General features: G+C 62.1%; 20 protein-coding genes. 7 read left to right on the top strand and 13 right to left on the bottom strand.

Features of this window, described 5'->3' with window-relative positions; all coding sequences use genetic code 11:
* Nucleotides 1-2: 2 nt before the first annotated feature.
* Nucleotides 3-932, bottom strand: a complete 930-nt coding sequence (gene paaA, locus CE636_RS27080) for a 1,2-phenylacetyl-CoA epoxidase subunit PaaA (protein WP_017898733.1) — start codon at nucleotides 930-932, stop codon at nucleotides 3-5.
* Between the two features lie 286 nt (nucleotides 933-1,218).
* On the opposite strand from paaA, the gene paaZ reads away from it, so the two are divergent.
* Together paaZ and tynA are read left to right on the top strand one after the other, a co-directional pair.
* Complete coding sequence (gene paaZ / locus CE636_RS27075; RefSeq protein ID WP_017898734.1) at nucleotides 1,219-3,264, top strand: phenylacetic acid degradation bifunctional protein PaaZ; 2,046 nt, start codon at nucleotides 1,219-1,221, stop codon at nucleotides 3,262-3,264.
* Between the two features lie 591 nt (nucleotides 3,265-3,855).
* Entirely contained in the window at nucleotides 3,856-6,123 is a 2,268-nt protein-coding gene (gene tynA / locus CE636_RS27070; protein WP_017898735.1) for a primary-amine oxidase, read from the top strand.
* 2 nt (nucleotides 6,124-6,125) lie between these two features.
* On the opposite strand, the gene CE636_RS27065 is transcribed toward tynA, so the two are convergent.
* The 7 genes from CE636_RS27065 to CE636_RS27035 form a co-directional block, all read right to left on the bottom strand.
* Nucleotides 6,126-7,109 carry a zinc-dependent alcohol dehydrogenase family protein gene (locus tag CE636_RS27065; protein ID WP_025999096.1) on the bottom strand — a complete coding sequence of 328 codons (984 nt, stop codon included), beginning with the start codon at nucleotides 7,107-7,109 and terminating at the stop codon, nucleotides 6,126-6,128.
* Between the two features lie 22 nt (nucleotides 7,110-7,131).
* A complete protein-coding gene (locus tag CE636_RS27060) occupies nucleotides 7,132-7,950 on the bottom strand; it encodes a phytanoyl-CoA dioxygenase family protein (protein ID WP_017898737.1) in 819 nt (272 codons plus the stop codon).
* A gap of 24 nt (nucleotides 7,951-7,974) precedes the next feature.
* Nucleotides 7,975-9,144: an acetylornithine deacetylase gene (gene argE, locus CE636_RS27055; protein ID WP_025999097.1), complete on the bottom strand. Its 1,170-nt coding sequence runs from the start codon at nucleotides 9,142-9,144 to the stop codon at nucleotides 7,975-7,977.
* A complete protein-coding gene (locus tag CE636_RS27050) occupies nucleotides 9,137-9,811 on the bottom strand; it encodes a DUF1028 domain-containing protein (protein ID WP_017898739.1) in 675 nt (224 codons plus the stop codon). The genes argE and CE636_RS27050 overlap by 8 nt, the downstream gene beginning before the upstream one ends.
* Nucleotides 9,808-10,242, bottom strand: a complete 435-nt coding sequence (locus CE636_RS27045; RefSeq protein WP_004190423.1) for a RidA family protein — start codon at nucleotides 10,240-10,242, stop codon at nucleotides 9,808-9,810. Before CE636_RS27045 ends, CE636_RS27050 begins: the two co-directional genes overlap by 4 nt.
* 26 nt (nucleotides 10,243-10,268) lie before the next feature.
* Nucleotides 10,269-11,525 (bottom strand): flavin-containing monooxygenase, encoded by a 1,257-nt coding sequence (locus CE636_RS27040; RefSeq protein WP_004204027.1) that lies wholly within the window; start codon nucleotides 11,523-11,525, stop codon nucleotides 10,269-10,271.
* 169 nt (nucleotides 11,526-11,694) lie between these two features.
* The gene (locus tag CE636_RS27035; protein ID WP_004204026.1) at nucleotides 11,695-12,609 is read right to left on the bottom strand and encodes a LysR substrate-binding domain-containing protein; all 915 of its coding nucleotides are present in this window, start codon (nucleotides 12,607-12,609) and stop codon (nucleotides 11,695-11,697) included.
* Nucleotides 12,610-13,097: 488 nt separating this feature from the next.
* Between CE636_RS27035 and CE636_RS27030 the strand changes: the two genes are divergently transcribed.
* The 4 genes from CE636_RS27030 to CE636_RS27015 are packed head-to-tail and all read left to right on the top strand — an operon-like array spanning nucleotide 13,098 to nucleotide 17,108.
* The gene (locus CE636_RS27030; RefSeq protein WP_004204025.1) at nucleotides 13,098-14,618 is read left to right on the top strand and encodes an amino acid ABC transporter permease/ATP-binding protein; all 1,521 of its coding nucleotides are present in this window, start codon (nucleotides 13,098-13,100) and stop codon (nucleotides 14,616-14,618) included.
* 26 nt (nucleotides 14,619-14,644) lie between these two features.
* Entirely contained in the window at nucleotides 14,645-15,517 is an 873-nt protein-coding gene (locus CE636_RS27025; RefSeq protein ID WP_017898740.1) for a phytanoyl-CoA dioxygenase family protein, read from the top strand.
* 23 nt (nucleotides 15,518-15,540) lie between these two features.
* Nucleotides 15,541-16,371, top strand: coding sequence for an ABC transporter substrate-binding protein (locus tag CE636_RS27020; protein ID WP_017898741.1), 831 nt, complete (start codon nucleotides 15,541-15,543; stop codon nucleotides 16,369-16,371).
* Nucleotides 16,372-16,376: 5 nt separating this feature from the next.
* Nucleotides 16,377-17,108, top strand: a complete 732-nt coding sequence (locus CE636_RS27015; RefSeq protein WP_017898742.1) for a class II aldolase and adducin N-terminal domain-containing protein — start codon at nucleotides 16,377-16,379, stop codon at nucleotides 17,106-17,108.
* Nucleotides 17,109-17,125: 17 nt separating this feature from the next.
* Here CE636_RS27015 and CE636_RS27010 read toward each other — a convergent pair whose 3' ends face one another.
* The gene (locus CE636_RS27010) at nucleotides 17,126-18,016 is read right to left on the bottom strand and encodes an oxidoreductase (protein WP_017898743.1); all 891 of its coding nucleotides are present in this window, start codon (nucleotides 18,014-18,016) and stop codon (nucleotides 17,126-17,128) included.
* Between the two features lie 124 nt (nucleotides 18,017-18,140).
* Nucleotides 18,141-19,640 carry an aldehyde dehydrogenase family protein gene (locus CE636_RS27005; RefSeq protein ID WP_004204020.1) on the bottom strand — a complete coding sequence of 500 codons (1,500 nt, stop codon included), beginning with the start codon at nucleotides 19,638-19,640 and terminating at the stop codon, nucleotides 18,141-18,143.
* Between the two features lie 235 nt (nucleotides 19,641-19,875).
* On the opposite strand from CE636_RS27005, the gene feaR reads away from it, so the two are divergent.
* Entirely contained in the window at nucleotides 19,876-20,778 is a 903-nt protein-coding gene (feaR, locus tag CE636_RS27000) for a transcriptional regulator FeaR (RefSeq protein WP_017898744.1), read from the top strand.
* Here the strand turns inward: feaR and CE636_RS26995 are convergent, their stop codons facing one another.
* Genes CE636_RS26995 through CE636_RS26985 form a run of 3 tightly spaced genes read right to left on the bottom strand, consistent with a single transcriptional unit; the run spans nucleotide 20,779 to nucleotide 23,904 of the window.
* Nucleotides 20,779-21,102 (bottom strand): YdbL family protein, encoded by a 324-nt coding sequence (locus tag CE636_RS26995; RefSeq protein ID WP_004204018.1) that lies wholly within the window; start codon nucleotides 21,100-21,102, stop codon nucleotides 20,779-20,781.
* 7 nt (nucleotides 21,103-21,109) lie between these two features.
* Nucleotides 21,110-21,295, bottom strand: a complete 186-nt coding sequence (locus tag CE636_RS26990; protein WP_004204017.1) for a YnbE family lipoprotein — start codon at nucleotides 21,293-21,295, stop codon at nucleotides 21,110-21,112.
* On the bottom strand, nucleotides 21,292-23,904 hold the full coding sequence (locus CE636_RS26985) for a YdbH family protein (RefSeq protein WP_017898745.1): 2,613 nt from the start codon (nucleotides 23,902-23,904) through the stop codon (nucleotides 21,292-21,294). Before CE636_RS26985 ends, CE636_RS26990 begins: the two co-directional genes overlap by 4 nt.
* Nucleotides 23,905-24,012 lie beyond the last annotated feature (108 nt).

The following is a 24,012-nucleotide window of genomic DNA, read 5'->3' as shown; positions in this document are numbered from 1 at the left end:
CCTTATGCCGCGCTGCGGGCCTGCTGTTTTTGCGCATGGGCCAGCGCGGCTTCGCGCACCCATTCGCCCTCTTCCCAGGCCTTACGCTTGGCGGCCAACCGCTCGTGATTGCAAATGCCACGGCCGCTAATCACCTCGTTAAATTCCTGCCAGTCGATTTCGCCGAAGCGGTAGTGCCCGCTGGCTGCATCAAACTGCAAATCCGGGTCCGGGACGGTCATGCCGAGGATCTCCACCTGCGGCACGGTGTTGTCGACGAAGCGTTGACGCAGCTCGTCGTTGGAGTGCAGTTTGATTTTCCACGCCATGCTGCGGGCGCTGTTTGGCGAGTTGTCGTCGTTGGGGCCAAACATCATCAGCGCTGGCCACCAGAAGCGGTTAATGGCGTCCTGCAGCATTTGCCGCTGCGCGTCATTGCCCTGCGCCAGCGCCATGCAGGCTTCGAATCCCTGGCGCTGGTGAAAGCTCTCTTCTTTGCAGATTTTGACCATCGCCCGGGCATAGGGCCCGTAGGAGGTCCGGCACAGCGCCACCTGGTTGACGATAGCCGCGCCATCCACCAGCCAGCCGATCACGCCGATATCCGCCCAGCTCAGCGTCGGGTAGTTAAAAATGGAGGAGTATTTCATCTGCCCGTCGAGCATCTTCTGATACAGGTCTTCCCGCGCGCAGCCAAGGGTTTCCGCGGCGCTATAGAGATACAGCCCGTGTCCAGCCTCATCCTGTACCTTAGCCAACAGGATCGCTTTGCGGCGCAGCGTCGGCGCGCGGGTGATCCAGTTGCCTTCCGGCAGCATGCCGACGATCTCCGAGTGCGCGTGCTGGCCTATCTGCCGAATCAAGGTCTTACGGTAGGCATCCGGCATCCAGTCCTGCGGTTCGATGGCCGTTTCCTGCGCGATGCGCTGGTCAAAGCGTTGTTCTTCTGTCACGTCATCACCTTTATGATTCCGATATTCACAACAAAAACATTAATGTGAATCACTTTGTTTATTGAAGGTTACATATTGGTTAAATAAAACCACAAATTTTGTTTGCTCTTTTTGTGATAATCTCCGCAAAACCTTTTGTAAACCACAATAAATACAGTAAGTTAAGCATAAGGCGTAACGCCATCGCGATCACAATGTTAATAATTTATTAAATACTGGCTTGCATTTTATGATTCATAAAAGAACTATTTATAGATATCACACGTAACACATTTGGAGATTTGCGATGCAGCAGTTAGCCAGCTACTTATCCGGCGCCTGGCAGACCGGCCGGGGCCGCGCCCGTACTATTCATCACGCCATCACCGGCACGGCGCTGTGGGAGGTGACCAGTGAAGGTCTGGATATGGCGCAGGCGCGCCGCTTCGCGATTGAGCGCGGCGGTAAGGCGCTGCAAGCCATGACCTTTATTGAACGCAGCGCGATGTTAAAAGCGGTGGCGAAACACTTGCTGGAGCAGAAAGACCAGTTCTACGCCATCTCGGCGCAAACCGGCGCCACCCGCGCCGACAGTTGGGTGGATATTGAAGGCGGTATCGGTACCCTTTTCACCTATGCCGGGCTGGGCAGTCGCGAACTGCCGGACGATATCCTGTGGCCGGAAGACGAGCTGATCCCGCTCTCAAAACAGGGCGGTTTTGCCGCCCGTCACGTGCTGACCTCAAAATCAGGCGTCGCCGTCCATATCAACGCCTTCAACTTTCCCTGCTGGGGAATGCTGGAAAAACTGGCCCCCACGTGGCTGGCCGGTATGCCAGCTATCATTAAACCGGCAACCGCTACCGCCCAGCTCACCCAGGCAATGGTGAAAGCGATTGTCGACAGCGGCCTGGTGCCGGAGGGCGCCATCAGCCTGATTTGCGGCGGCGCGGGCGATCTGCTCGACCACCTCGATAGCCAGGACGTGGTGACCTTTACCGGCTCTGCCGCCACCGGCCAGCAGCTGCGGTCGCACCCCAACCTGGTGGCTAAATCGATTCCCTTTACCATGGAAGCGGATTCGCTCAACTGCTGTGTGTTAGGCGAAGACGTCACGCAGGAGCAACCGGAGTTCGCGCTGTTTATCCGGGAAGTGGTCCGCGAGATGACGGCGAAAGCTGGACAAAAATGTACCGCTATCCGCCGCATCATCGTCCCGCTGGCGCAGATCAATGCGGTTAGCGATGCGCTGATCGCCCGCCTGCATAAAGTGACCGTCGGCGACCCGGCGCAGGAAGGGATTAAGATGGGGGCGCTGGTTAATCACGAGCAGCGTCGGGACGTACAGGAGAGCGTCAATGAACTGATTGCCGCCGGCTGCGAAGCGCTGCTTGGCGGACAGGCAGACCTCAGCGCGGCCGGAGCCTTTTTCCCGCCGACGCTGCTCTACTGCGCGCAGCCGGATGAAACCCCGGCGGTTCACGCCATTGAAGCCTTTGGCCCGGTGGCGACCCTGATGCCCTACCAGGACCGCCAGCATGCGCTGACGCTGGCACGCGCCGGCGGCGGCAGCCTGGCGGGGACGCTGGTTACCGCCAGCGGCGAACTGGCGCGCGAGTTTATCCTCGGCGCCGCCCGCGCGCATGGTCGTATTCAGATCCTGAACGAAGCATCCTCCGCAGAATCAACCGGCCACGGTTCGCCGCTGCCGCAGCTGGTGCATGGCGGCCCCGGCCGCGCAGGCGGCGGAGAGGAGCTCGGCGGACTGCGTTCGGTGAAACACTATATGCAGCGCACCGCCGTCCAGGGCAGCCCAACGATGCTGGCGACCATCGGCCAGCAGTGGGTACGCGGCGCCCAGGTGAGCGAAGATCGCATTCACCCGTTTCGCAAATATTTCGAAGAGATCCAGCCCGGCGACAGTTTGCTGACCCCGCGCCGTACCCTGACCGAAGCGGATATCGTTAACTTCGCCTGCCTGAGCGGCGACCATTTCTACGCCCACATGGACAAAATCGCCGCCGCCGAGTCGATTTTCGGCGAGCGGGTGGTTCACGGTTATTTCCTGATCTCCGCGGCGGCCGGTCTGTTCGTCGATGCCGGCGTCGGGCCAGTTATCGCCAACTACGGGATGGAAAACCTGCGCTTTATTGAACCGGTCAAGCCGGGAGACACCATCCAGGTGCGTCTGACCTGTAAGCGGAAAACGGTCAAGCGGCAGCGCAGCGCTGAGGAGAAAGCCACCGGCGTGGTGGAATGGGCGGTGGAGATTTTCAACCAGCACCAGCAGGCGGTGGCGCTGTATTCCATTCTGACCCTGGTGGCGCGCCAGCAGGGGGATTTCCCGGCGTAATGGCGGAAAATAGACCGCTGGCGCTGGCGCTCTGTTGGCCGGTCCTTGAGCTATGGTTTGCAACGGTTTCGCCCCGGGAAAACGTTTGTTCTGTGTGATTTATCTCAAGGCGCAGGGGGCGAAAACAGCTACCGGACAGTTCCTTCTCCCTCCGGTAGAGGGTCAGGGTGAGGGGAAGTACTGAAGTGTGGTTCTTTATGTTATCTGTGGCTTCAGCGCACATTGCGCTCCCGGTTAATTTTTCTTCATTCTGTTTTCCGTGGCGCAGGGAGCGCACAGGGGGCGGCCAGTCGCCGCCGCCCCCTGTACCCCCGGGCTCCGGCCAGCACCGGCAGTTTCAGCGGCCCCAGCGCTAGCGCCAGCGCCAGCAGTGATTTGGGACTGTAGGCCGGGTAAGGCGCAGCCGCCACCCGGCAAAAAATCGGCGCTCGTGCTCAATGCCTCTGCGGAGGCATTTTTTACGTCCCTCTGGCAAAACTGACAAATAACCTGGCAAGAGCAAACAAACGCTACGGCGCCGCGGGCTGGTAGCTTAAGGGTGACAAAGCCGACATTCGCAGCGGCATAAGACAACAATAAGATGAGGTCACAATGGCAAACGGCTTGAAATTTTCCCCGCGTAAAACCGCACTGGCTCTCGCTGTCGCGGTGGTTTGCGCCTGGCAATCACCGGTCTTCGCTCACGGTAGCGAAGCCCACATGGTACCGCTGGATAAAACGCTGGAGGCGTTCGGCGCTGACGTGCAGTGGGATGACTATGCGCAAATGTTTACCCTGATAAAAGACGGCGCTTACGTCAAAGTGAAGCCCGGCGCCAAAACCGCAATCGTCAACGGTAAGCCCCTTGATCTGCCGGTGCCGGTAGTGATGAAGGAAGGTAAAGCCTGGGTCTCCGATACCTTTATCAACGACGTGTTCCAGTCCGGTCTCGATCAGACCTTCCAGGTGGAAAAGCGCCCTCACCCGTTAAACTCGCTCTCGGCGGCGGAAATCAGCGAAGCGGTGACCATTGTCAAAGCCGCGCCGGAGTTCCAGCCCAATACCCGCTTTACCGAAATTTCCCTGCACGAGCCGGATAAAGCCGCGGTATGGGCCTTTGCCCTGCAGGGCACGCCGGTGGATGCGCCACGCACTGCCGATGTGGTGATGCTGGATGGCAAACAGGTGATGGAGGCGGTGGCCGATCTGCAAAACAAAAAAATCCTCTCATGGACTCCGATCAAAGGGGCCCACGGCATGGTGCTGCTCGATGATTTCGCCAGCGTGCAGAACATCATCAACGCCAGCAGCGAATTCGCGGCGGTGCTGAAAAAACACGGTATTACCAATCCTGGCAAGGTGGTCACCACCCCGCTCACCGTCGGCTACTTCGATGGCAAAGATGGCCTGCAGCAGGATGCGCGTCTGCTGAAGGTGGTCAGCTATCTCGATACCGGCGACGGCAACTACTGGGCGCACCCGATTGAAAACCTGGTGGCGGTGGTCGACCTGGAAGCAAAGAAAATCATCAAAATCGAGGAAGGCCCGGTGATTCCGGTGCCGATGGAACCGCGTCCGTATGATGGCCGCGACCGCAACGCCCCGGTGGTGAAACCGCTGGATATTACTGAACCGGAAGGCAAAAACTATACCATTACCGGGGATACCATTCACTGGCGGAACTGGGATTTCCATCTGCGTCTTAACTCGCGCGTCGGACCAATCCTCTCGACGGTGACCTACAACGATAACGGCAAAAAACGCCAGGTGATGTATGAAGGTTCCCTCGGCGGGATGATCGTCCCCTACGGCGACCCGGACGTCGGCTGGTATTTCAAAGCCTATCTGGACTCCGGCGATTACGGCATGGGCACCCTGACCTCGCCGATTGTACGCGGCAAAGACGCGCCGTCGAATGCGGTGCTGCTGGATGAAACCATCGCCGACTACACCGGCGCGCCGACCACCATCCCGCACGCCGTCGCCATATTCGAGCGCTACGCCGGGCCGGAATATAAGCACCTGGAGATGGGCAAGCCCAACGTCAGTACCGAGCGCCGGGAGCTGGTGGTGCGCTGGATCAGCACCGTCGGCAACTACGACTATATCTTTGACTGGGTGTTCCACGACAACGGCACCATCGGCATCGATGCGGGCGCCACCGGGATTGAGGCGGTGAAAGGCGTGCTGGCGAAAACCATGCACGACCCGAGCGCCAAAGAAGATACCCGCTACGGAACGCTGATCGACCATAATATTGTCGGCACCACCCACCAGCATATCTATAACTTCCGCCTCGACCTCGACGTGGACGGCGAAAACAACACCCTGGTGGCGATGGACCCGGAGGTGAAGCCCAACACCGCCGGCGGCCCGCGCACCAGCACCATGCAGGTGAATCAGTACACGATTGACAGCGAACAGAAAGCGGCGCAGAAATTCGACCCGGGTACGATTCGCCTGCTGAGCAACACCAGCAAAGAGAACCGCATGGGTAACCCAGTCTCTTACCAGATCATCCCTTACGCTGGCGGCACCCATCCGGCGGCGACCGGCGCTAAGTTCGCCCCCGACGAGTGGATCTACCATCGTCTGAGCTTTATGGATAAACAGCTGTGGGTGACGCGCTACCACCCGAGCGAACGCTATCCGGAAGGCAAATACCCCAACCGCTCCGCTCACGATACCGGGTTAGGCCAGTATGCCAAGGACGATGAGTCGCTGACGCACCAGGATGACGTGGTGTGGATCACCACCGGCACCACCCACGTGGCGCGCGCTGAAGAGTGGCCGATCATGCCAACCGAATGGGCGCACGCCCTACTGAAGCCATGGAACTTCTTTGACGAAACGCCGACCCTCGGCGAGAAGAAACAGTAATCTTAACCCACGGTGAAATCGAGCAGGATTTTACCGCCTCTTCCCGGCTGGCCGGCGGCGGCAATCGCCTCGCGCCAGTCGTTCACCGCCACCCGCTGGGCCGGCGGTTGCGTAGTCGTCGGTAGCCGCTGCCAGATCTCATCGAACGCCGCCCGCCATGCCGCCACGCTGAGGCCAGGCAGCGCCTCCCGCAGATGAAACTTGCGCACCGCCGCGCTGGCGCGCGTCTGGATCAACGGCCGCCCGGATAATAAGCCGTAGGAGACCAGGGTCGACGACGCGGGCAGCACCGACAACAGCGTGTTCCCCAGCTCCCCGCCCACCGCGTCAAACACCAGATCGCTGTGCTGGCTGACCTTCTCCACCAGCGCCCGGTCGGCGTCGAGAATCGGATAGATCCCGGCCTGCTCCAGACGCGCCCGATGCTGCGGCGAGCGAATAATCCCGCTTACCGAACGGGCGCCCATGGCCAGCGCCCACTGCCCCAGCAGGCTGGCGCAGGAGGAGGCGGCGGCGGTCAGCACGATCTGTTTCCCGGCAACCGGCCAGCGACTGAGCATCAGCATCGCAGTCAGCGGATTGATATACCCGCGGGCGGCCAGCAGATCGTCCACCGCCGGGGGAACCGGCACCAGCCAGGTCTCATCGAGATCGATAAACCGTTGCCAGGTGCCGCCCCCGCGCAGGGGCAGCACCCGCTGGCCCGCGGTCAGCCGGCTGCCGAATGGCGCGGCGACCACCTCGCCAAGGCCTTCGTAGCCGGGGACGGCCGGCAGTCGGGTACGGTGGCGATAGGCGCCGGTGATGGGGATCAGATCTGAAGGATTCACCGGGGCATAGCGCATCCTGACCCGCACCCGTCCACCGGCCAGCGGCGCCAGCGGGGCGCGTTTCAGCGTTAGCACCGCGGCCGGCGGCCCGTAGCGGTCATAAACAATGGCGTCGTTGAACATCGACTGGCTCCAGACAACGAAAGACGGGATCATAGCAGATCCCGTCCGAAGCCGCTTACGCTGGTGGCCAGACCTGGGGGAACAGTGGAGAATCCAGCGGGTCGCCGTCCCGCAGGGCCAGCTCGGGGAACGGCGGCGACGTTACGCCGCCGCGGTCGGCAAAGGCGGCGTCATCCCCCACCCAGCGGGCGGAGAAGACCCGTCGCGCCCGCGCTCCGGGGTTGCCGCGGGCGCCATGGACGGTGCGAAAATGGAAGGCCACCGCATCCCCCGGCTCCAGCGCCCAGCTGACGATATCGTACTCGTCCTCATGGGCGTCGATATCCGGCAGCGCGCTGAACCGGGTGTGCTCGTAGAGCCTGGTGCCATTGAAGCGGGTGGGACTGTACTCCGCCTCCCAGCGATGCGACCCGCGAATGCAGCGCAGCGAGGTGGCCTCTGCTACCGGGTCCAGCGGGATCCAGAAGCTGACGTTCTGTCGGCCGGAGACGCAATAGTAAGGCTGGTCATGATGCCAGGGGGTGACCGTGCTGCCCCCGGCGGGTTTGACCAGCGTATGCTCATGGAAAAATTTCGCCGTCTGCGACTGCATCAGCGCCGCGGCGATTTCGGCGGCGGCCGACTGAAAGACAAACTCGCTAAACGCCGGGATCCGCGCCCAGTTGCAGTAATCCTGAAAAAAAGGCGGCGAACCATCTTTGGGGATCACCGTGCGCGCATGACCATATTCGCTGGGGCTGGTCATCAGCGCCGTGACCCCCTCGGCGAGGCGCTCAACCCAGGGGGTAAAAACGCCCTTCAGTAATACCACGCCATCCGCCTGCCAGCGGTCGACTGTCGCTTGATCGATATGGTGAGAGTGTTGGTTGTGCATCGCTTGGGTTCCTGTGTGGGTGGATCAGGTAAGCGGTTCTGCGGGCTCGGCGCGCATCCACGCGCAAAGCTGGCCCAGCATCGCCATGCAGCGTTCGGTCTGGTCGATGCTGATGTACTCATCGGCCTTATGGCCCTGGGCCATGCTGCCCGGCCCGCAGACCAGGGTCGCAACGCCCATCTCGTCGAACAGTCCCCCTTCGGTGCCGAACGCCACGGTGGAAAACCGATCGCTGCCGCACCACTGCGCCAGCCAGCGGGCGAAGTCGGACTGTGGATCGCTGAGCAGCGGCGGGTAGTGGCTCAACAGCTGAAACTGGATGTCGCTTCCGCCGCCGACCCGGCGCATCTCCGGCAGCAGCCGGCGGCGGGCGTAGGCCGCCAGCGCTTCGGTAACCGCTTCGGGACGCATCCCCGGCAGGTAGCGGATTTCAAAATCAAAGCGACAGGACTGCGGAACGATGTTCAGCGCGGCGCCGCCCTGAATGGTGCCCACCTGCAGGGTGCTGAAAGGCGGCGAAAAGCGGCTGTCCTGCTGCCGGGCCAGACGTGCGCCCAGCCGATCCAGGCGGTTGATCAGCCTGGCCGCGTAGCGGATGGCGTTCACCCCCTGCGGGGCATAGGCCGAATGGCAGGCCTGGCCCTCAATGCAGCAGCGCATGGCCAGTTTGCCTTTATGACCGAACACCGGCTGCATCTCCGTCGGCTCGCCGATGAGGCACAGCGCCGGTTTCTCCGGCGAGGCCTGCAGAAAATCCACCAGGCTGCGCACGCCGAGGCAGCCGACCTCTTCGTCATAGGAGAAGGCCAGATGCAGCGGCATCCGCAGCGGCGCCGCCAGAAAGTCATCCACCGCCGCCAGCACGCAGGCGAGAAAGCCCTTCATATCGGCGCTGCCGCGGCCGTAGTAGCGGCCATCGCGCTCGGTCAGGCTGAACGGCGGCACGCTCCAGTCCTGCCCGTCCACCGGGACCACGTCGGTATGGCCCGAGAGCATCACCCCGCCGCCGCCGGACGGCCCCAGCTGGGCGTAGAGATTGGCCTTTCCCCCCGACGGGTCATAAAAGCGGCGGGACGCCACGCCGCGGGCGGCGAGAAAATCGGCGATCCAGTCGATCATCGCCATGTTTGAATGGCGGCTGGTGGTATCAAAGGCCAGCAGCGCGGCAAGGATCGCTCCCGGCGTGTTATTCATCGCCAGGCACGCCATAGGCCGGCGCCTCGCGCGGGTCGAGCGCCCGGGTAATATAGGCCTCCATTTGCGGCTCCCACGCCAGCCACAGCTGCTCAAGGGCCGCCAGCGGATCCGCTTCCGCCCAGTCAATGCGCAGGTCGACCACCGGCCACGGGTAATCGTCCACCACCTTCACCGCCGCCGAGTGGACCGGCCCGGCCTCGCCCCCGGCGACGATCCCGGCGCGCAGTCCGGCCAGCAGCCGGCTGGTCAGCTCACCGGTGGCGGCCTCAAAGGCGCCCACCATCGCAGCGATCACCCCCTCACTGGCCAGCATGTTGCCCGCCGCCACGCAGTTATCCCCCGCCAGGGCGCCGCCGATCCCAAGAGTGAATTCCCCGCTGAACACCGCCGTGTCGCCGTCGGCGTCAATCGCCGCGACCTGGCGATATTCGCGGAAGCGATCCTCCGCCAGCGCCTGCTTCAGGGCCTGCTCAACGCTGGCCCCCGCTTCGAGCGCGCTGAGGATCTGCGGCCCCAGCGACGGCAGGGTAATGTTCTGGCTGGAAACCGCCCCCACGCCGGGCAGCAGCCACGGACAGCGCGACCCGACGGCCATGCTCGATGAACTAATGGCGATGCCCAACTGACCCGTTTCCGGGCAACGGGCGGTAAGGGAAAGGGTCATTCTGCCGCCTCCCCCTGCCAGTCGTCAGGGATCACCGCCGTGACGTCAATCTCCATCAGCCACTGCGGCTGCGCCAGGGCCGACACCACCACCCCGGTGGAGATGGGAAAGACCCCTTTCAACCATTTTCCCACCTCCTGATAGACCGGCTCGCGATAGCGGGGGTCGATCAGATAAGTGGTGGTCTTGACGATATGCGAGAGGTCGCTGCCGGCCTCTTTCAGCAGCTGCTCGACATTCTTCATCGCCTGTTCCGCCTGGGCTCGCGGGTCGCCGAGGCCGATCAGGTTGCCGGCAAAATCGGTGCCGACCTGGCCGCGAACGTAGACGGTATTCCCGGCCCGCACCGCCTGGCACAGATCGTTGTTCAGCGCCTGGTTCGGGTAGGTCTCTTTGGTGTTAAACATGCGAATACGGGTATGGGTTGGCATCAAAGCACTCCTTCAGGAAACGGTTATCAGGACGGCTGGTAACGCTGATACTGGCGCTGAATGGCGATCTGGTCGGCAATATATTTGGCATCGTGCCAGACGCCCCAGATAAAGGTGGACCCGCGCCGCGACAGCCACGGCAGGCCGAGAAAATAGACCCCCGGCTCCGTCGACACGCCGCGGTGATGCTGCGGCCGCTGCGCGTCATCGAAGGCGTTGACCTTCAGCCAGCGATAGTCGGTGGTATATCCGGTCGCCCAGATGATGGCGCCGATCCCGGCCTCGGCCAGGTCGAGGCTAAGCAGCGGGTCGCTGACGCAGGCCGGATCGGGCAGAAACTCACGGGCGGAGGGCTCTTCAGGCAGATCCGAACCGTTGCGCGCTACCCAGTCGTCGGCGGCGTCGAGCAGCGCAAGATAAGAGGCATCGCCGCGGCGGATATTCTCCGCCAGGTCGGGGTGGAACAACGCCCTGGCGCCGTCAAAGCCGCGGGTCTGCCCCACCAGGGTGACCCCCTGATGCGCCAGTTGGCGAAAATCGACGGTATGGCCGCCGCGCGCGCCGCTCACCGCGATAGTGACATGCTCTTTCCCCGGCGCATTGGCCGCGGCGTCCCACATTCCCAGCACCCCGAGCCACCAGCAAAAATCGCGCTGGCGATAGCGACGCGGCGGCCGGTCGTGCGCCCCCACCGACAGCCACACCGCGCGTCCGGCACGCTGCAGCTCATCGGCAATCTGGACGCCGGAGGATCCGGCCCCCACTACCAGCACGCCGCCCTCCGGCAGCTGCTGCGGATTAAAATAGTGCGCCGAGTGGAGCTGCTGAATAGCCGGACTCTGCGGGGCGATCGCCGGGATCGCCGGGCGCTGAAAGGGTCCGGTGGCCGCTACGATCCGCTGCGCCTCAATCACCCCCTGGGAGGTGTCGACACGAAAGCCCGGTCGCCCGGCGAGGCGTTCGGCGCTGTACACCTCCACCCCGGTACGGATCGGCGCGTTGAAGCTGCGGGCATAGGCGGCAAAATAGTCCGCAACCTGCTCTTTGCCGACAAAGCTATCCGGCGGGCAGTCCGGGAACACCATCCCCGGAAACCGATCGTGCCAGGCCGGGCCGTTGGCCACCAGCGAATCCCAGCGCCCGCTGCGCCAGGCCTGGGCAATACCCTGTTTCTCCAGCACCAGGTGGGGAATATCCAGCCGGGTCAGATGCTCGCTCATGGCGACGCCCGCCTGCCCCGCGCCGACCACCAGGGTATCGATCTCGGTTATCTGTTCAGTCATTTCTCTATCCTTCAAGCACAGTTGCCGACGAGGTCGCCGGAATTGACGGCTTTCAGGTTATTTAACTGTGACGAATTGGTAAAATATTATAAAACGATCGACTGAATAGAATTTTACGAGGCTGATTGACGACAAAAAAATAACGCCTGCCGGATCGACAGGCGTTATTTCAGCCGTGAGAGGGGGTTAATTCGATACTGCGGCAATAATCCATAAACAGTTGCGTTGGCCGCGTCGGCTCATTATTAGCGAGATGCGCCATAATTAAGGTTGAGGCGGGCATATCGTCGGCAATATCCCGCTGCACCACCCTTTCACCATCGTAGGTCATATCGCAGCAGGGCCGGGTGACCAGCACCGAAAAACCGAGTCCCTGACCGACCATACAGCGCACCATTTCGATAGAGGGTGAGCTGTAAGCTACTTCCGGGTGATAGCCTTTTTCCTTAAAGATGGAGATGAAATAATTTTTGCTCGGGACCGCATCAAGGAGGATCATCGGCTCGCGGCTCAGCTCCTGCAGCGTCACCTGCGCCTTTTGCGCCAGCGGATGCGCGGCGGGCAGCAGCGCGTAGGGTTTATGCGGGGCGTTAAGCCGTTCTTTATTGATCGAGTGGCCAAGCTCCAGATCGTAGACCAGCGCCAGGTCAAAGCGGCCGCGGTGCAGGCCATGCATCAGCTCATGCTGTTCGCCGTCATACAGATGCAGCGTAATTTCCGGATAGCATTTCTTAAATCCAGCCACCAGCTTCGGCATATACAGCGGAGCTACCGATTCAAAGCAACCGATGGAGATCATGCCAGAAACCAGCTCTTTATCCGCCCGCGAATTCTGCTCAAATTCCCACGACAGGCGCAGCAGCTCCTTCGCTTTATCGTAGATCCGCCGACCGCTGGAGGTGAGCGAGACGCCCTGCGCGTGGTGGCGAATAAACAGCTGCTGGTCGAAGGTGCTCTCCAGATTCTTAATGGCAATGGAAATCGACGGCTGCGCAATGTGCAGCTGGCGGGAGGCCTCGGCGATACTCTCCGTCTCCACCACGGTGACGAAATATTTGAGCTGCTTCAGGGTAAATCGGTTCATAGCATCACCATTGATAAAATATGGTCCGGCGCACGCAGGAAATAGTTTTCCTCTAAGTCCCAAGCAATCCGCGTGCCACCCGCGAAAAATGGCGGCGCATTGCCCGCCAGGGGGCGATATTATTTATTCTCCTCCCGCGCCGGCACGGTTTATTTCCGCTTTTGCACCATCATGCAACACGCTGCACATTGAGCAGGCAGCGGTCGCCCCAGTTTCGCGCAAAATAACCTGTCTGCATAAAATATCGTTATTCAATTGCAGCTATTGTTTTTAAATTGTTTACGAAAAGTATCCCGATAATCACTTTAAATTCCATATCGTTAATAACGCTGTATAGTTTTTTTAAACTTAAAGGCCAAAAATTTACTAATTGCCTCTGAAAGCATCCTGCCAGCATAGTGTATTCGCACGATGAACACCGGCGGCTCCCCATTAATGCACAGCCGAGCCGCTTTCATTTAGGTTAATTATGACGAGTGAAATAGCCCATGACGTTTAACTGGAACTACATGTTAAGCCTGCTCAGCGATGCCGATTTTTGGTGGGCCACCTGGACTGTCATTAAATTAAGTCTGCTGACCTGGGGCTGCAGTATTGTGCTCGGATTTATTCTGGCGCTGGCTAAACAGTCGCCGCGCGGCTGGTTATCCACCCCTGCCCGGCTGTATATCTGGTTATTTCGCAGTATGCCGCTGCTGGTCCTGCTGATTTTTGTCTACAACATGCCGCAGGCGCTGCCCTCCTTCGCGCCGGTGCTGAACGATCCCTTCTGGGCCGGCCTGCTGGCGATGGTCCTCAGCGAAGCGGCCTATATTGCCGAGATCCATCGCGGCGGGCTGCTCTCCATCCCCCGCGGGCAGAGTGAAGCCGCGCGGGCCCTGGGTTTACGCTACGCCGGGATCCAGTGGCGGGTGATCATTCCCCAGGCGCTGCGCGTCGCCCTGCCGGCGCTGGCCAATGAGTATATCGCCATCGTGAAGCTCAGTTCGCTGGTGTCGGTGATCTCCCTGACCGAAATATTGATGGTCGGCCAGCAGCTCTACTCGCAGAACTTTCTGGTCATGGAGACCATGACCGCCGTGGCGTTTTATTACATCTTTATCGTCACGGTGTTCGATTTTCTGCTGAAACGGCTGGAGAACTACCTCGATGTCACCCGACGCGACACCGCCCGGCCGGTGGATGCCGAGATGCAGCAGTTGGCGACCGCCCGGCGCCCGGCGATGGCGCGCAGCGTCTCCCAGGGCCAGGAGCCGGCGCTGCAGGCCTCTAAGCTGCATAAGGCCTACAACAATGTCGAAGTGCTGGGGGCGGTGAGCCTGCAGATCCAGCCCGGCGAAGTGGTCTCGGTTATCGGCCCGTCGGGCTCGGGGAAAACCACCCTCATTCGCCTGCTAAACGGTCTTGAGCAGATCGATAACGGCGAAATTCAGATTAACGGCCAGCCCTTTATTCATCTCGACCGTCAGGGGCAGCATAAGCCGCGCTTTATGGAGAATGCCGAACACCGTCTGAATATCGGCATGGTGTTCCAGAGCTTTAACCTGTTCCCGCATCTGACCGTGTTCGGCAATCTGCTGCTGGCTCCGCGCTATCACCATCTGGCGAGCGACGCGGAGCTGCGCCAGCACGCCTGCGAGCTGCTGCACAAGGTGGGCATGCTGGAACACGCCTGGAAGTATCCGCACCAGCTCTCCGGCGGTCAACAGCAGCGGGTGGCGATCGCCCGCGCCCTGATGATGCGTCCGCAGATCATGCTGTTCGATGAGCCCACCTCGGCGCTGGATCCGGAAAAAGTGAATGAGGTGCTGCAGGTTATCGAATCCCTGGCCCACGAAGGCATCACGATGGTCATCGTCACCCACGAGATGAACTTCGCCTTCAAAGTGTCTGACCGGATCGTGTTTATGGAGAAAGGCCGGGTGGTGTGCGATGACACGCCGCAGGCGATGCGCAGCGGGCAACACCCGCGGGTCGAGGCCTTTCTGAAAGATGTTTCTCTGGCTTAACTATCGGGACGTGAAGAGGAAAAACTATGATTGCGCAGTGGCAAATTGAGCAGTTTCATCAGCAGGGTTATCTGGTGGTCGAAGGGGTGCTTTCCGCCGCCGACATCGCCACGCTGCAGAGCGATTTCGACGGCTGGGTCGAGGAGAGCCGCCGTCACGCGACGGCGTGGGGAGAAACCCTTGACGGGCGGCCGCGTTTCGATATCGAACGCGACCATGCTCCCGACCATCCGTCGCTGCGCCGGGTCGCCTCCCCGACGGAGATCTCCGAGGCCTATCGCCATACTGCGCTGAATTCGCGGATGGCAACCATCGCCGCGCAGCTGATCGGCGGCAACGGCACCCGTTTTCACCACAGCAAAATTAACTCCAAGCTGCCGCACACCGCCACCGAGGTGAAATGGCATCAGGATTTCCTCTTCACCCCGCACAGCAATGACGACATTATCACCGCCCTGCTGATGGTCAGCGAGGTGACGCCGGAGAATGGCCCGCTCAATGTGGTGCCGGGCAGCCATCAGGGGCCGCTGTGGTCCCACTGGCAGGAGGGTCGCTTCACCGGGGCGGTGGATGACGAGGTGGTGACGGCTCACTGCCAGCAGCCGCAGGCCTGTTTTGGCCCGGCGGGCTCAGTCTGCTTTATGCATACCCGCCTGCTGCACGCCTCCAGCCCCAACGAAACCGCCCTGCCGCGCACCCTGTTCATTAGCGTCTACGCCGCCGAGGATGCGCTGCCCTTCGGCGAAAACCCGCTGCCGAGCCGCCATGCCGGCCAGCTGGTGGCCGGGGAAGAGAGCGGTCTGGTGCGCAGCACCAATAACCAGCTTCGCCTGCCGCAGAAGCCGCGCGGCGCTTCGTTTTTTGTTCAGCAGGCCGGTGCCGATCGCGCCAGCATGTAATTCGCCCACACTCCGGAGGTTTTATGACACGCTTTTTCGCACCACGCCCGCTGGCTCTGCTGCTCTGCGCAGCGGGGGCTCTGACATCCCTGAACGCGCTGGCCTTCCAGCAAAGCGGCAAGATCACCGCCGGTTCGGACATGACCTTTTTCCCTTACGAGTACATGGAGAACAACAAGCCGGCGGGGTTTGATATTGAACTGCTCGACGGTCTGGCGAAGAGCATGGGCCGCGAGGCGGTGAATATCGACACCCGCTTCCCCAACCTGATCCCCGGACTGCAGGGCGGGCGCTTCGATATCACCAACTCGTCGATGTACATTACCGCCGAGCGCCTGAAGGTGATCGACATGGTGCCGTACCTGAAAAGCGGGGAAGCGATCCTCTCCCGCAAAGGGGGCGACTACCAGCCTAAGACGCCGGAAGACTTCTGCGGGCATAAAATCGGCTCGATGGGCGCCACCTCGTGGCTGGCGCAGTTGCAGAAGCTTTCCGCCGACTACTGCGTGAAGAAAGGGCTGAAGCCAATTGCGCTGAGCGTCTATACCACCGACCCGCAGACCACCCAGGCGCTGCTGTCGCGCGCAGTGGATGCGCAGATCACCGACGCCGCCGTGGCGCGCGGGGTGGTGGAAAAGCTGGGCGACCGGGTGGCGATCTCCTCTGACACCCTGATCTATCCGGTGCTGAACGGCTTTGGCGTTAAAAAAGGCAACACGGAGGTGAAAACCGCCCTCGAACAGGCGCTGAAAAAATACAGCGCGACGCCAGAATATGCCGCCTTGCTGAAGAAATATCACTTCCAGGCGCCGACGGCAGAGGATCTGCAGACCCTGATGCCGAAAGCGGAGTAATGCCCATGCGCGATTCCGATGAAGAGCAGATCCGCATCGACCTGGCGGCCACCTTTCGCATCATTGCCCATCTCGGCATGCATGAGGCGGTGGCCAACCATTTCAGCGCCGCGCTCTCCGCTGACGGGAAAACGTTTTTACTCAACCCGAAGTGGAAACACTTTTCGCGCATCCGCGCCAGCGATCTGCTGGTGCTGCACGCCGATGATGAACGTTGCGCCGCGCGACCTGACGTCGATGCCACCGCGTGGGCCATTCACGGGCAGATCCATCAGCGACTGCCCGACGTGCGGGTGGTGCTGCATCTGCACCCGGTGTACACCACCAGCCTCGCCTGTCTGGCGACGCCGCAGATCCTGCCCATTGACCAGAACACGGCCCGCTATTTTAAGCGGGTCGCCGTCGATACCCTGTACGGCGGGATGGCGGACACCGCGGCAGAAGGCGCCCGGCTGGCGGGGCTGCTGACGGATAAACGCCGTCTGCTAATGGGCAACCATGGGGTGCTGGTGACCGCCCCGACTATCGGCGAAGCGTTCGACGATATCTGGACCCTGGAGCGCGCCTGTCAGATCCTGATCACCGCCTGGTCAACCGGCCAGCCGCTGAAGGTGCTGTCGGACGCGGTGGCGGAAAAAACCGCCCAGGACTGGGAGAAAATTGCCGATTTCTCCCGGCAGCACTTCGCCGAGATGAAGCAGTTGATGATCGACCTCGATCCCTCCCTGGTGGATTAACCCCGCGCCAGCCCGGGTCAGCCCGGGCCGTCGCTGGCCGCCGCCAGCAGCGGCACGATGATATCGCTGAGCGGCGTCGGTATGCCGTGTTGACGCCCGCGACGCTGTACCACCCCGTTACGAATATCCCACTCCAGCGGTCGGCCATGCAGGCGATCGATCAGAATAGAGGTGCTTAAGTCGGCAGGCGCCCGATGAAAGCCGGCGATGATCTCCTCCGGCACGCTGTCGCTCAGGACGGCCCCTTCCGCCCGCGCCACCTGCAGGCATTCGCGCAGATAGGCCAGTCCGAGGGCGGTGATCTCCTCCCGGGCGAACATCCCGGCGCGTCGTCCGGTCAGCACCATCAGTCCGGCGACGGCGTTCTGCAGCAGTTTACGCCAGGCGACGCTGGTAAAATCCGCCGCCAGCTCCACCGCGCAGTGGGTTCCCGCCAGCGCCTGCTGCACCCGCTCCGCCCCCGGCACATCCGGCAGCGTCAGTCGCGGCGCGGCGCGCAGCCAGACCGAAGCATCGGCGTCGCGCTGCGCCGGAAACCAGACCACCGACGGCAGCACCGTCGCGCCGCCGGTCAAAGGGGCAAACTGCTGGCGCTGCTCGACGCCGTTTTGCAGCACGCACACCACGGTGTCTGGCGAACACAGGGCCGCCAGCCACGGGGCGATGGCCTCCGTTTGGGTGGCCTTCACCGCGACAAACACCAGGTCGAAGGGGGCGGCTATCGCCGTCGGGTCGGTGAGCACCGGGCCGGGCACCACGATCTTACCCTCATCAGTGCGCAGCACCAGCGACGAATGGGCAGTGCGCCCGCAGACCACCGGCGCCCTCCTCACCGCAAACAGGGCGGCGGCGATCGTGGTGCCGATGGCGCCGGGACCAATTAGTGCAACTTCAGGAAATGCAGTCATGCCGAAGACCTCCTCATCATTCTCCGCCCTGCGCGGGCAAAGATTGCCCTCCACAGTAGCGAGAAAGAGCGGAGGTCGGCAAGCGGGACGTCGGGAAAAGCGATGCGCCTTCCCCGACGGAGGGCTAGTAACGCACGCAGACGGATTTGGTTTCGCACCAGCCGTCGAGCCAGTCCGGGCCGAAATCGCGACCGGTGCCGGACTGCTTCATGCCGCCGAACGGCAGGTTGGCGTCAATCAGGGTATGACTGTTGACCCATACCGTCCCGGCCTGCAGGCGGTCGGTATAATTGAGAGCCTGGGTCAGGTCGCGGGTCCAGACGCTGGCGGTCAGGCCAAAATCGCTGTCATTGGCCAGGCGCAGCGCCTCCTCGCCGTCGGCCACCCGCACCAGGTTCACCACCGGGCCAAACACCTCCTCGCGGGTAAGGCGCAGCCCGGCGTCCGGGTTGACCACCAGCGTCGGCGGAATATAGTACCCCCCGGCATCCGGCCCGGCGCTGCCGCTGATTAGCTCCGCCTTCTGCTGTCGGGCCTCTTCAAGGTAGGCCGCCACCTTGTCGCAGTGGGCCCGGGAGACCACCGGGTTGATCTGCGCCGTCTCCAGCATCCCCGGCCCTACCTGCAGCGATTTCACCGCCTGCTCGAAGCCGCTGACCAGGTTGTCAAACAGCGGCGCTTCAATGTAGATCCGCGAGCTGGCGGCGCAGACCTGCCCCTGGTTAAGGAAGCTGCCGGTCATCAGCCCCTCAATGACCCACTGGGGATCGGCGTCTTTAAGCACAATCGCCGGGTTCTTGCCGCCCAGCTCCAGCGTCACGCGGGTCAGGCGGTCGGCGGCCACCCGCGCAATCTGTTTCCCGGTGGCCGTCGAGCCGGTAAAGCTCACCTTCGCCACCTGCGGATGGGCGGTCAGCGCCGCGCCGCAGCCGGCGCCGCTGCCGGTGACCACGTTGAACACCCCGTCAGGAATGCCCGCCTGGGTCGCCAGCTCCGCCACCCGCAGCAGGGTCAGCGGGGTGGTTTCTGAGGGTTTAATGACGATCGAACAACCCGCCGCCAGCGCCGGCATCACCTTCCACATACCGATCATCAGCGGGAAATTCCACGGAACGATGCCCGCCACTACCCCCACCGGCTCTTTTTTGGTCCACGCCTGATAACGCGCCCCTTGCGGGAACGGGATCGAGACGTCCAGCGTCCGGCCGCTGATTTTGGTGGTCAGCCCGGCGGTGTAGCGCATCCAGTTCAGGGTGCAGCCGACCTCGAAGGCGCGGGAGATGGCGATGGATTTACCCTGCTCGAGGGTTTCCAGCTGCGCCAGCTCCTCGCCGTGCTGCTCCACCAGATCGGCAAAGCGCAGCAGGATGCGCTCGCGGTCGGCCGGGGTGCGCCCGGCCCAGCGGCGGTCGACGAAGGCACGCCAGGCGGACATCACCGCCCGGTCAACATCCGCCGGGCTGGCGTCGGCGGTGGTGGCGATCGCCTGCCCGGTGGCCGGATCCCAGACGGTTAACCGGTTTTCGCTCTGCGCGGCGCAGGGGGCGCCGTCGATATACAGGCCATGCTGACGGTCTAAAAACTGCTGGACGCTGGCAAGCAGCGCTATCTGAGAGGTGGACATACACTTTCCTTATTCTTCGCGGATAGTGCTTTCAGTCTATGTCCGGTTGGCGGCGGGCGCTTTTTTCTCTGTGACATTCGTTTGCGCCGCTGTGACAGTCGCCGCAATTCCGTCGCCTGCCCTGACAGAAATGTGCCGCAGGTAATAGTTCTTTCATATACCCGCCATCGCGCCCTTGCCTGAGGCGGCATAAATGCAACAATGCAGAAACATTATTATTACAGGAGAAGGGCGAATGATGACCACGGCTGAGGGGGGGCTGGCGTACCAGCGCTGGCTGGCGACGATCAATCAGGTCTGCGGCCATTTCGCCGCCCGGCCGCTGGAGGGCCGCTTTCACGGCGAGATTGACGCCCGCTACGCCGGCAGCCTCAAGGTCAGCACGGTCACCGCCGCCGGCGTCAATCTCTACCGCACGCGCAATGAGATAAAACGCGATAACGACGCCTGGTTCTATACCGTGTTTCAGCTCGCCGGCGAAGCGGTGATCGAACAGGACGATCGCCAGGTGACCCTGGCGGCGGGGGATATCACGTTGATCGATGCCGCCCGCCCATGCTCTATCGTCTGGCAGCAGACCTCGCGTCAGGCTTCGCTGCTGCTGCCGCGCCAGCGGGTGGCGCCGACGGGCGAGATAGTTACCGCCTGCCGGCTGGATAAGTCTCTGCCGATGGTACAGCTCAGCCAGCGACTGCTGCTGGAGAGTATGGGCGGCGCGGCGCTCTCCGCCAGCGAAAGTGAAGCGGCGCTGGAGGCGATCGCCTGCCTGTTGCGCCCGGTGCTGCGCCAGCGTGAGCCGACCCCGTCCCGGCGGGACAAGCAGTTTCAGAAGATAATAGCGTTAATCGACGCATCCATTCAGTCGGAGCATCTGCGGCCGGAGTGGCTGGCCAGCGAGATGGGAATGTCGGTGCGCAGCCTCTATCGGCTGTTTGCCGACAAAGGGCTGGTGGTGGCGCAGTATATTAAGAACCGGCGGCTGGATCTGTGCGCCCGGGCGTTACAGGACGTCCACGATGACGAAAAGCTGGCGGGGATCGGCTACCGCTGGGGCTTCAACGACCATAGCCATTTCTCCACCGCCTTTAAGCAGCGCTTTGGCGTCTCGCCGGGCGAATACCGCAAGCGCTGCCGCTAATTATTTGCGCAGCCACTGGCCGTTTAGCCCCTGAACGTACTCGCCGGGTTGAGCGCGGGCAACCAGCTTCTGTCCGGCCATTTTCGCTACCTCATCCACCGGCAGATTGTTGTCATCCGCCAGCTGCTGGTAGCTTTCACTGCGCGCGGCGTTGATCTGTTTCACCAGCGCCAGCGTCTCTTTATCCTGACGCAGCGGCGCCAGATAGCCGTTCAGCGTCTCCCCCACCCGCCCCTGCTGGCGCGCTTCGCTCAGGGTTAACGCCAGCGCGGGCGCGCTGAGCAGAGTCAGCGCCAGCGCCGCGGTTAACAGTCGTTTTCTCATCGTCGCCTCAGAACAAATCGCTGCGGGATTTCAGCAGGTTTTCCACATCCTTATCGACCTTGATATGGATCTCATGCTCAATTTTGACATTCATATTGATGGTGATGGGCTCTTTCGACGCCGCAATTTCGATACGCGGCGTACAGCCGGCGAGCAGCATCGACGCCACTATGGCCAGTAACAGCTTCTTCATTTAAGTTCCTTACATGTCTTACCGTCCGTACAGTGCCGCACGGGCAGCGTGGCATTCTGCTCAAGCCACGCCTGTAAATTGTCGCCAAAGCGTAAACTGCGCCACAGATCGAAAATATTCTCCTCATGAGCGTAGTTTAAATGCACGGTACTGCTTTTCCCGTCCACCCGGCTGGTGCCGTTGATGGCGGCTTTAAGCGTCAGCACGCCCAGATTGTTCAGGTTAATCTGCGTCGATGAACGGGAGATCTCCATATAGCGCAGCCAGTTGATCGCCGCCCCGGCGGAGACGTTGTCCGCCACCAGCGCATCGGCGGTGTCTTTATCCAGCCGCAGGGTCATCGGTCCGTCATTGCGCAGCCAGCCGTCGTGGATAATCCATTGATTGTTCTCCAGCCACAGCGGCAGCGCGCCGCTCACCGCCCCGGACATGGCGAACTGCTTCACCTTGACCGCGCTGGTCAGTTCGCTGCTGGAGATGTGCTGCAGACGGATCAGCGCCGGGTCGCGCTGCGGCATGCGCAGCTGCAGCAGGGTCAGCTTGCCGCCTAACAGGTCGACGCTGACGTCGCTAAGCTGCAGTGGATTGGCCTCGCTCCACGGCCAGGTGCCCTGCAGGTCCGCCGTCAGGTTGCGCGCGGTGACCTGGTTGACGATTTCGCCAATGCGCAGGGAGACCGGACGGCGGGTGCCCAGCTGCCAGTGGCCGTCGCTGAAGCGGAACGGCAGAACGAAGTCGACGCCGTTGATCTGGTTATCCGGCATCCAGGCGCTGCCGCCCTTCAGGACGCCATGGCCGCCTGCCTCAAATCCCTGCCCGGCTGCCGCCGAGAAGGCCACCTGCGCATAGAGACTGCCTTCGCGCAGGTTCATCTTCCAGTCCGGCGGCACCAACGGCTGGAATACCGTCAGCGACTGTTTTGGCCACCACGCCTGGCCGCGCAGCCGTTCGCCATCCCAGCGACCGGTCAACCGCACCGGGCCAATGGTATCGGCGTGCAGCGCGCCGGTGAACTGGAACCACGTCGGGTCCCGGCCGTCGAGGGCGAATTTCAGCGTCGATGCCGGAAGATAGCTGCCGCCGGTGAAGGTAGTTTTTGCCGCATCCAGCGACAGCGCGCCGGTCAGCCGCGGATGCTCAGCATCGCGCAGCCAGCGGATCGGCTGCTCGAGGGTCAGACGCGGCGTGCTGACCCGCATCGTGCCGTACTCGAGCTTGTCGAAGCCAGTGGAGAGGCTGCTCAGCGTAATGGCATTGTCCCGCCACTCACCGCTGCCCTTCACATCCCAGCGCGCCTGCATAGGCGTGAAATGCCCCTCGCCCCAGTAGCGCCACTGCCAGCGGCCGCTGTCGGGCAGAAAATCGTTCGCCAGACCGTCCAGATGCAACGTAAAGTCGCCCATCTGCTGCTCATGGGCGCGGAGGATCGCCTGCAGGCGGCCATCGACGCCCTGCTGCGTGACCTTTACCCCGGCCAGCGGCCAGCGAATTTCGTCAATGTTCAGCGCGTCGATCACCCGCCCGCGCGACCGCAGCAGCGCCCCGGGGTGAAACGCCAGCTGCGGGCTGACCAGCGACCCGCTGAGCTGGGCCGGCAGCGCGGCGTAAAAGATCATCTCCCCCAGCTTGGCCTCGCCGGTGAGTCGCAGCGGCAGGTCGCTGTTATCCATGCTCAGCTTGCCCGGGCCGATATTCAGCACCGCGTTGCCTTTTCCGGCATGCCCCTCGGTGAGAACATTCAAGCGACCGCTGACGATCATCTGTTCCGTGCCCTGCTGCCAGTTACCCACCGACAGCGCCACGCGGCCGCTCAGCGGATACGCCTCGTAGCGGGTGCGCCAGCGGCCGTCGCTGATGGTGATCCGCTCCGGAGTGATCTCCCACGGCAGGTCGAGAATGGGCTCCACCTCGCCGCGTGGGGTGACCAGCAGCTGGCCGCGATTATGCTGCCACGTCAGCTCGGCTTCGAAGGTGCCCTGCATCTGGCCATCGACCGGCAGGCCATCCGGCACCAGCGGCAGATGGAAGGTCCCCACCAGCTTCACCGGCGGCTGATCGTCAGCCAGCCGGGCGCTGAACTGGCTGACGGTAAGCGCCTGGCCGCGCAAGCGCGCCTGCAGGCTCAAATCGTTACCGGCAAAGCCGATATCCTGCTGCGCAGGGGTCAGTGACATCACCAGCCGCCCCTGCCATTTTTCCCACGGCGACAGCCGCAGGTTATCAATAGTTAACCAGCTGTAGGGCAGCATCGATTGCCATTCGGCAAGGGTGCGCGGCGATCCGGGCGTGGGATCGCTGGCCGGCAGTTTGCTCAGGCAGGCGCTGTTGATGTCAAGTTGGCCAATATGCAGCCGCCAGCGGCTGGGGCGCGAGAGACGGGCATCGGTCACCCTGGCGAGTTCACACTCGCCCACCAGATAGCGCAGATCGGGGATCAGCAGGGCGGAACGCGTAAGACGCGGGCTCTCCTGCATAGCGATATGAGTGCCCACGGGCAGCCAGATGCCCGCCAGCGTCGGCACCCAGTGGGTCAGCGTCAACAGCAGGGTTAGCGGCAGTAACACCAGCGCTAACACCAGCGCGATGGCGGCTTTATATTTACCCTTCATGGGCAGTTAATATCCTGATTCAACATAAGTAAAAGCCGAAAGGCGCCCATTGTGACACGTTCGACCAGTGAGTGAAAGTTTGCGACCTGTTAAAGCATAGTTGCCAGC

Source organism: Klebsiella sp. LY (assembly GCF_004010915.1).
GTDB lineage: Bacteria > Pseudomonadota > Gammaproteobacteria > Enterobacterales > Enterobacteriaceae > Klebsiella > Klebsiella quasipneumoniae.
The sequence above is the reverse complement of the archived record's forward strand: the minus strand, read 5'-3'. Positions and strand labels throughout refer to the sequence as shown.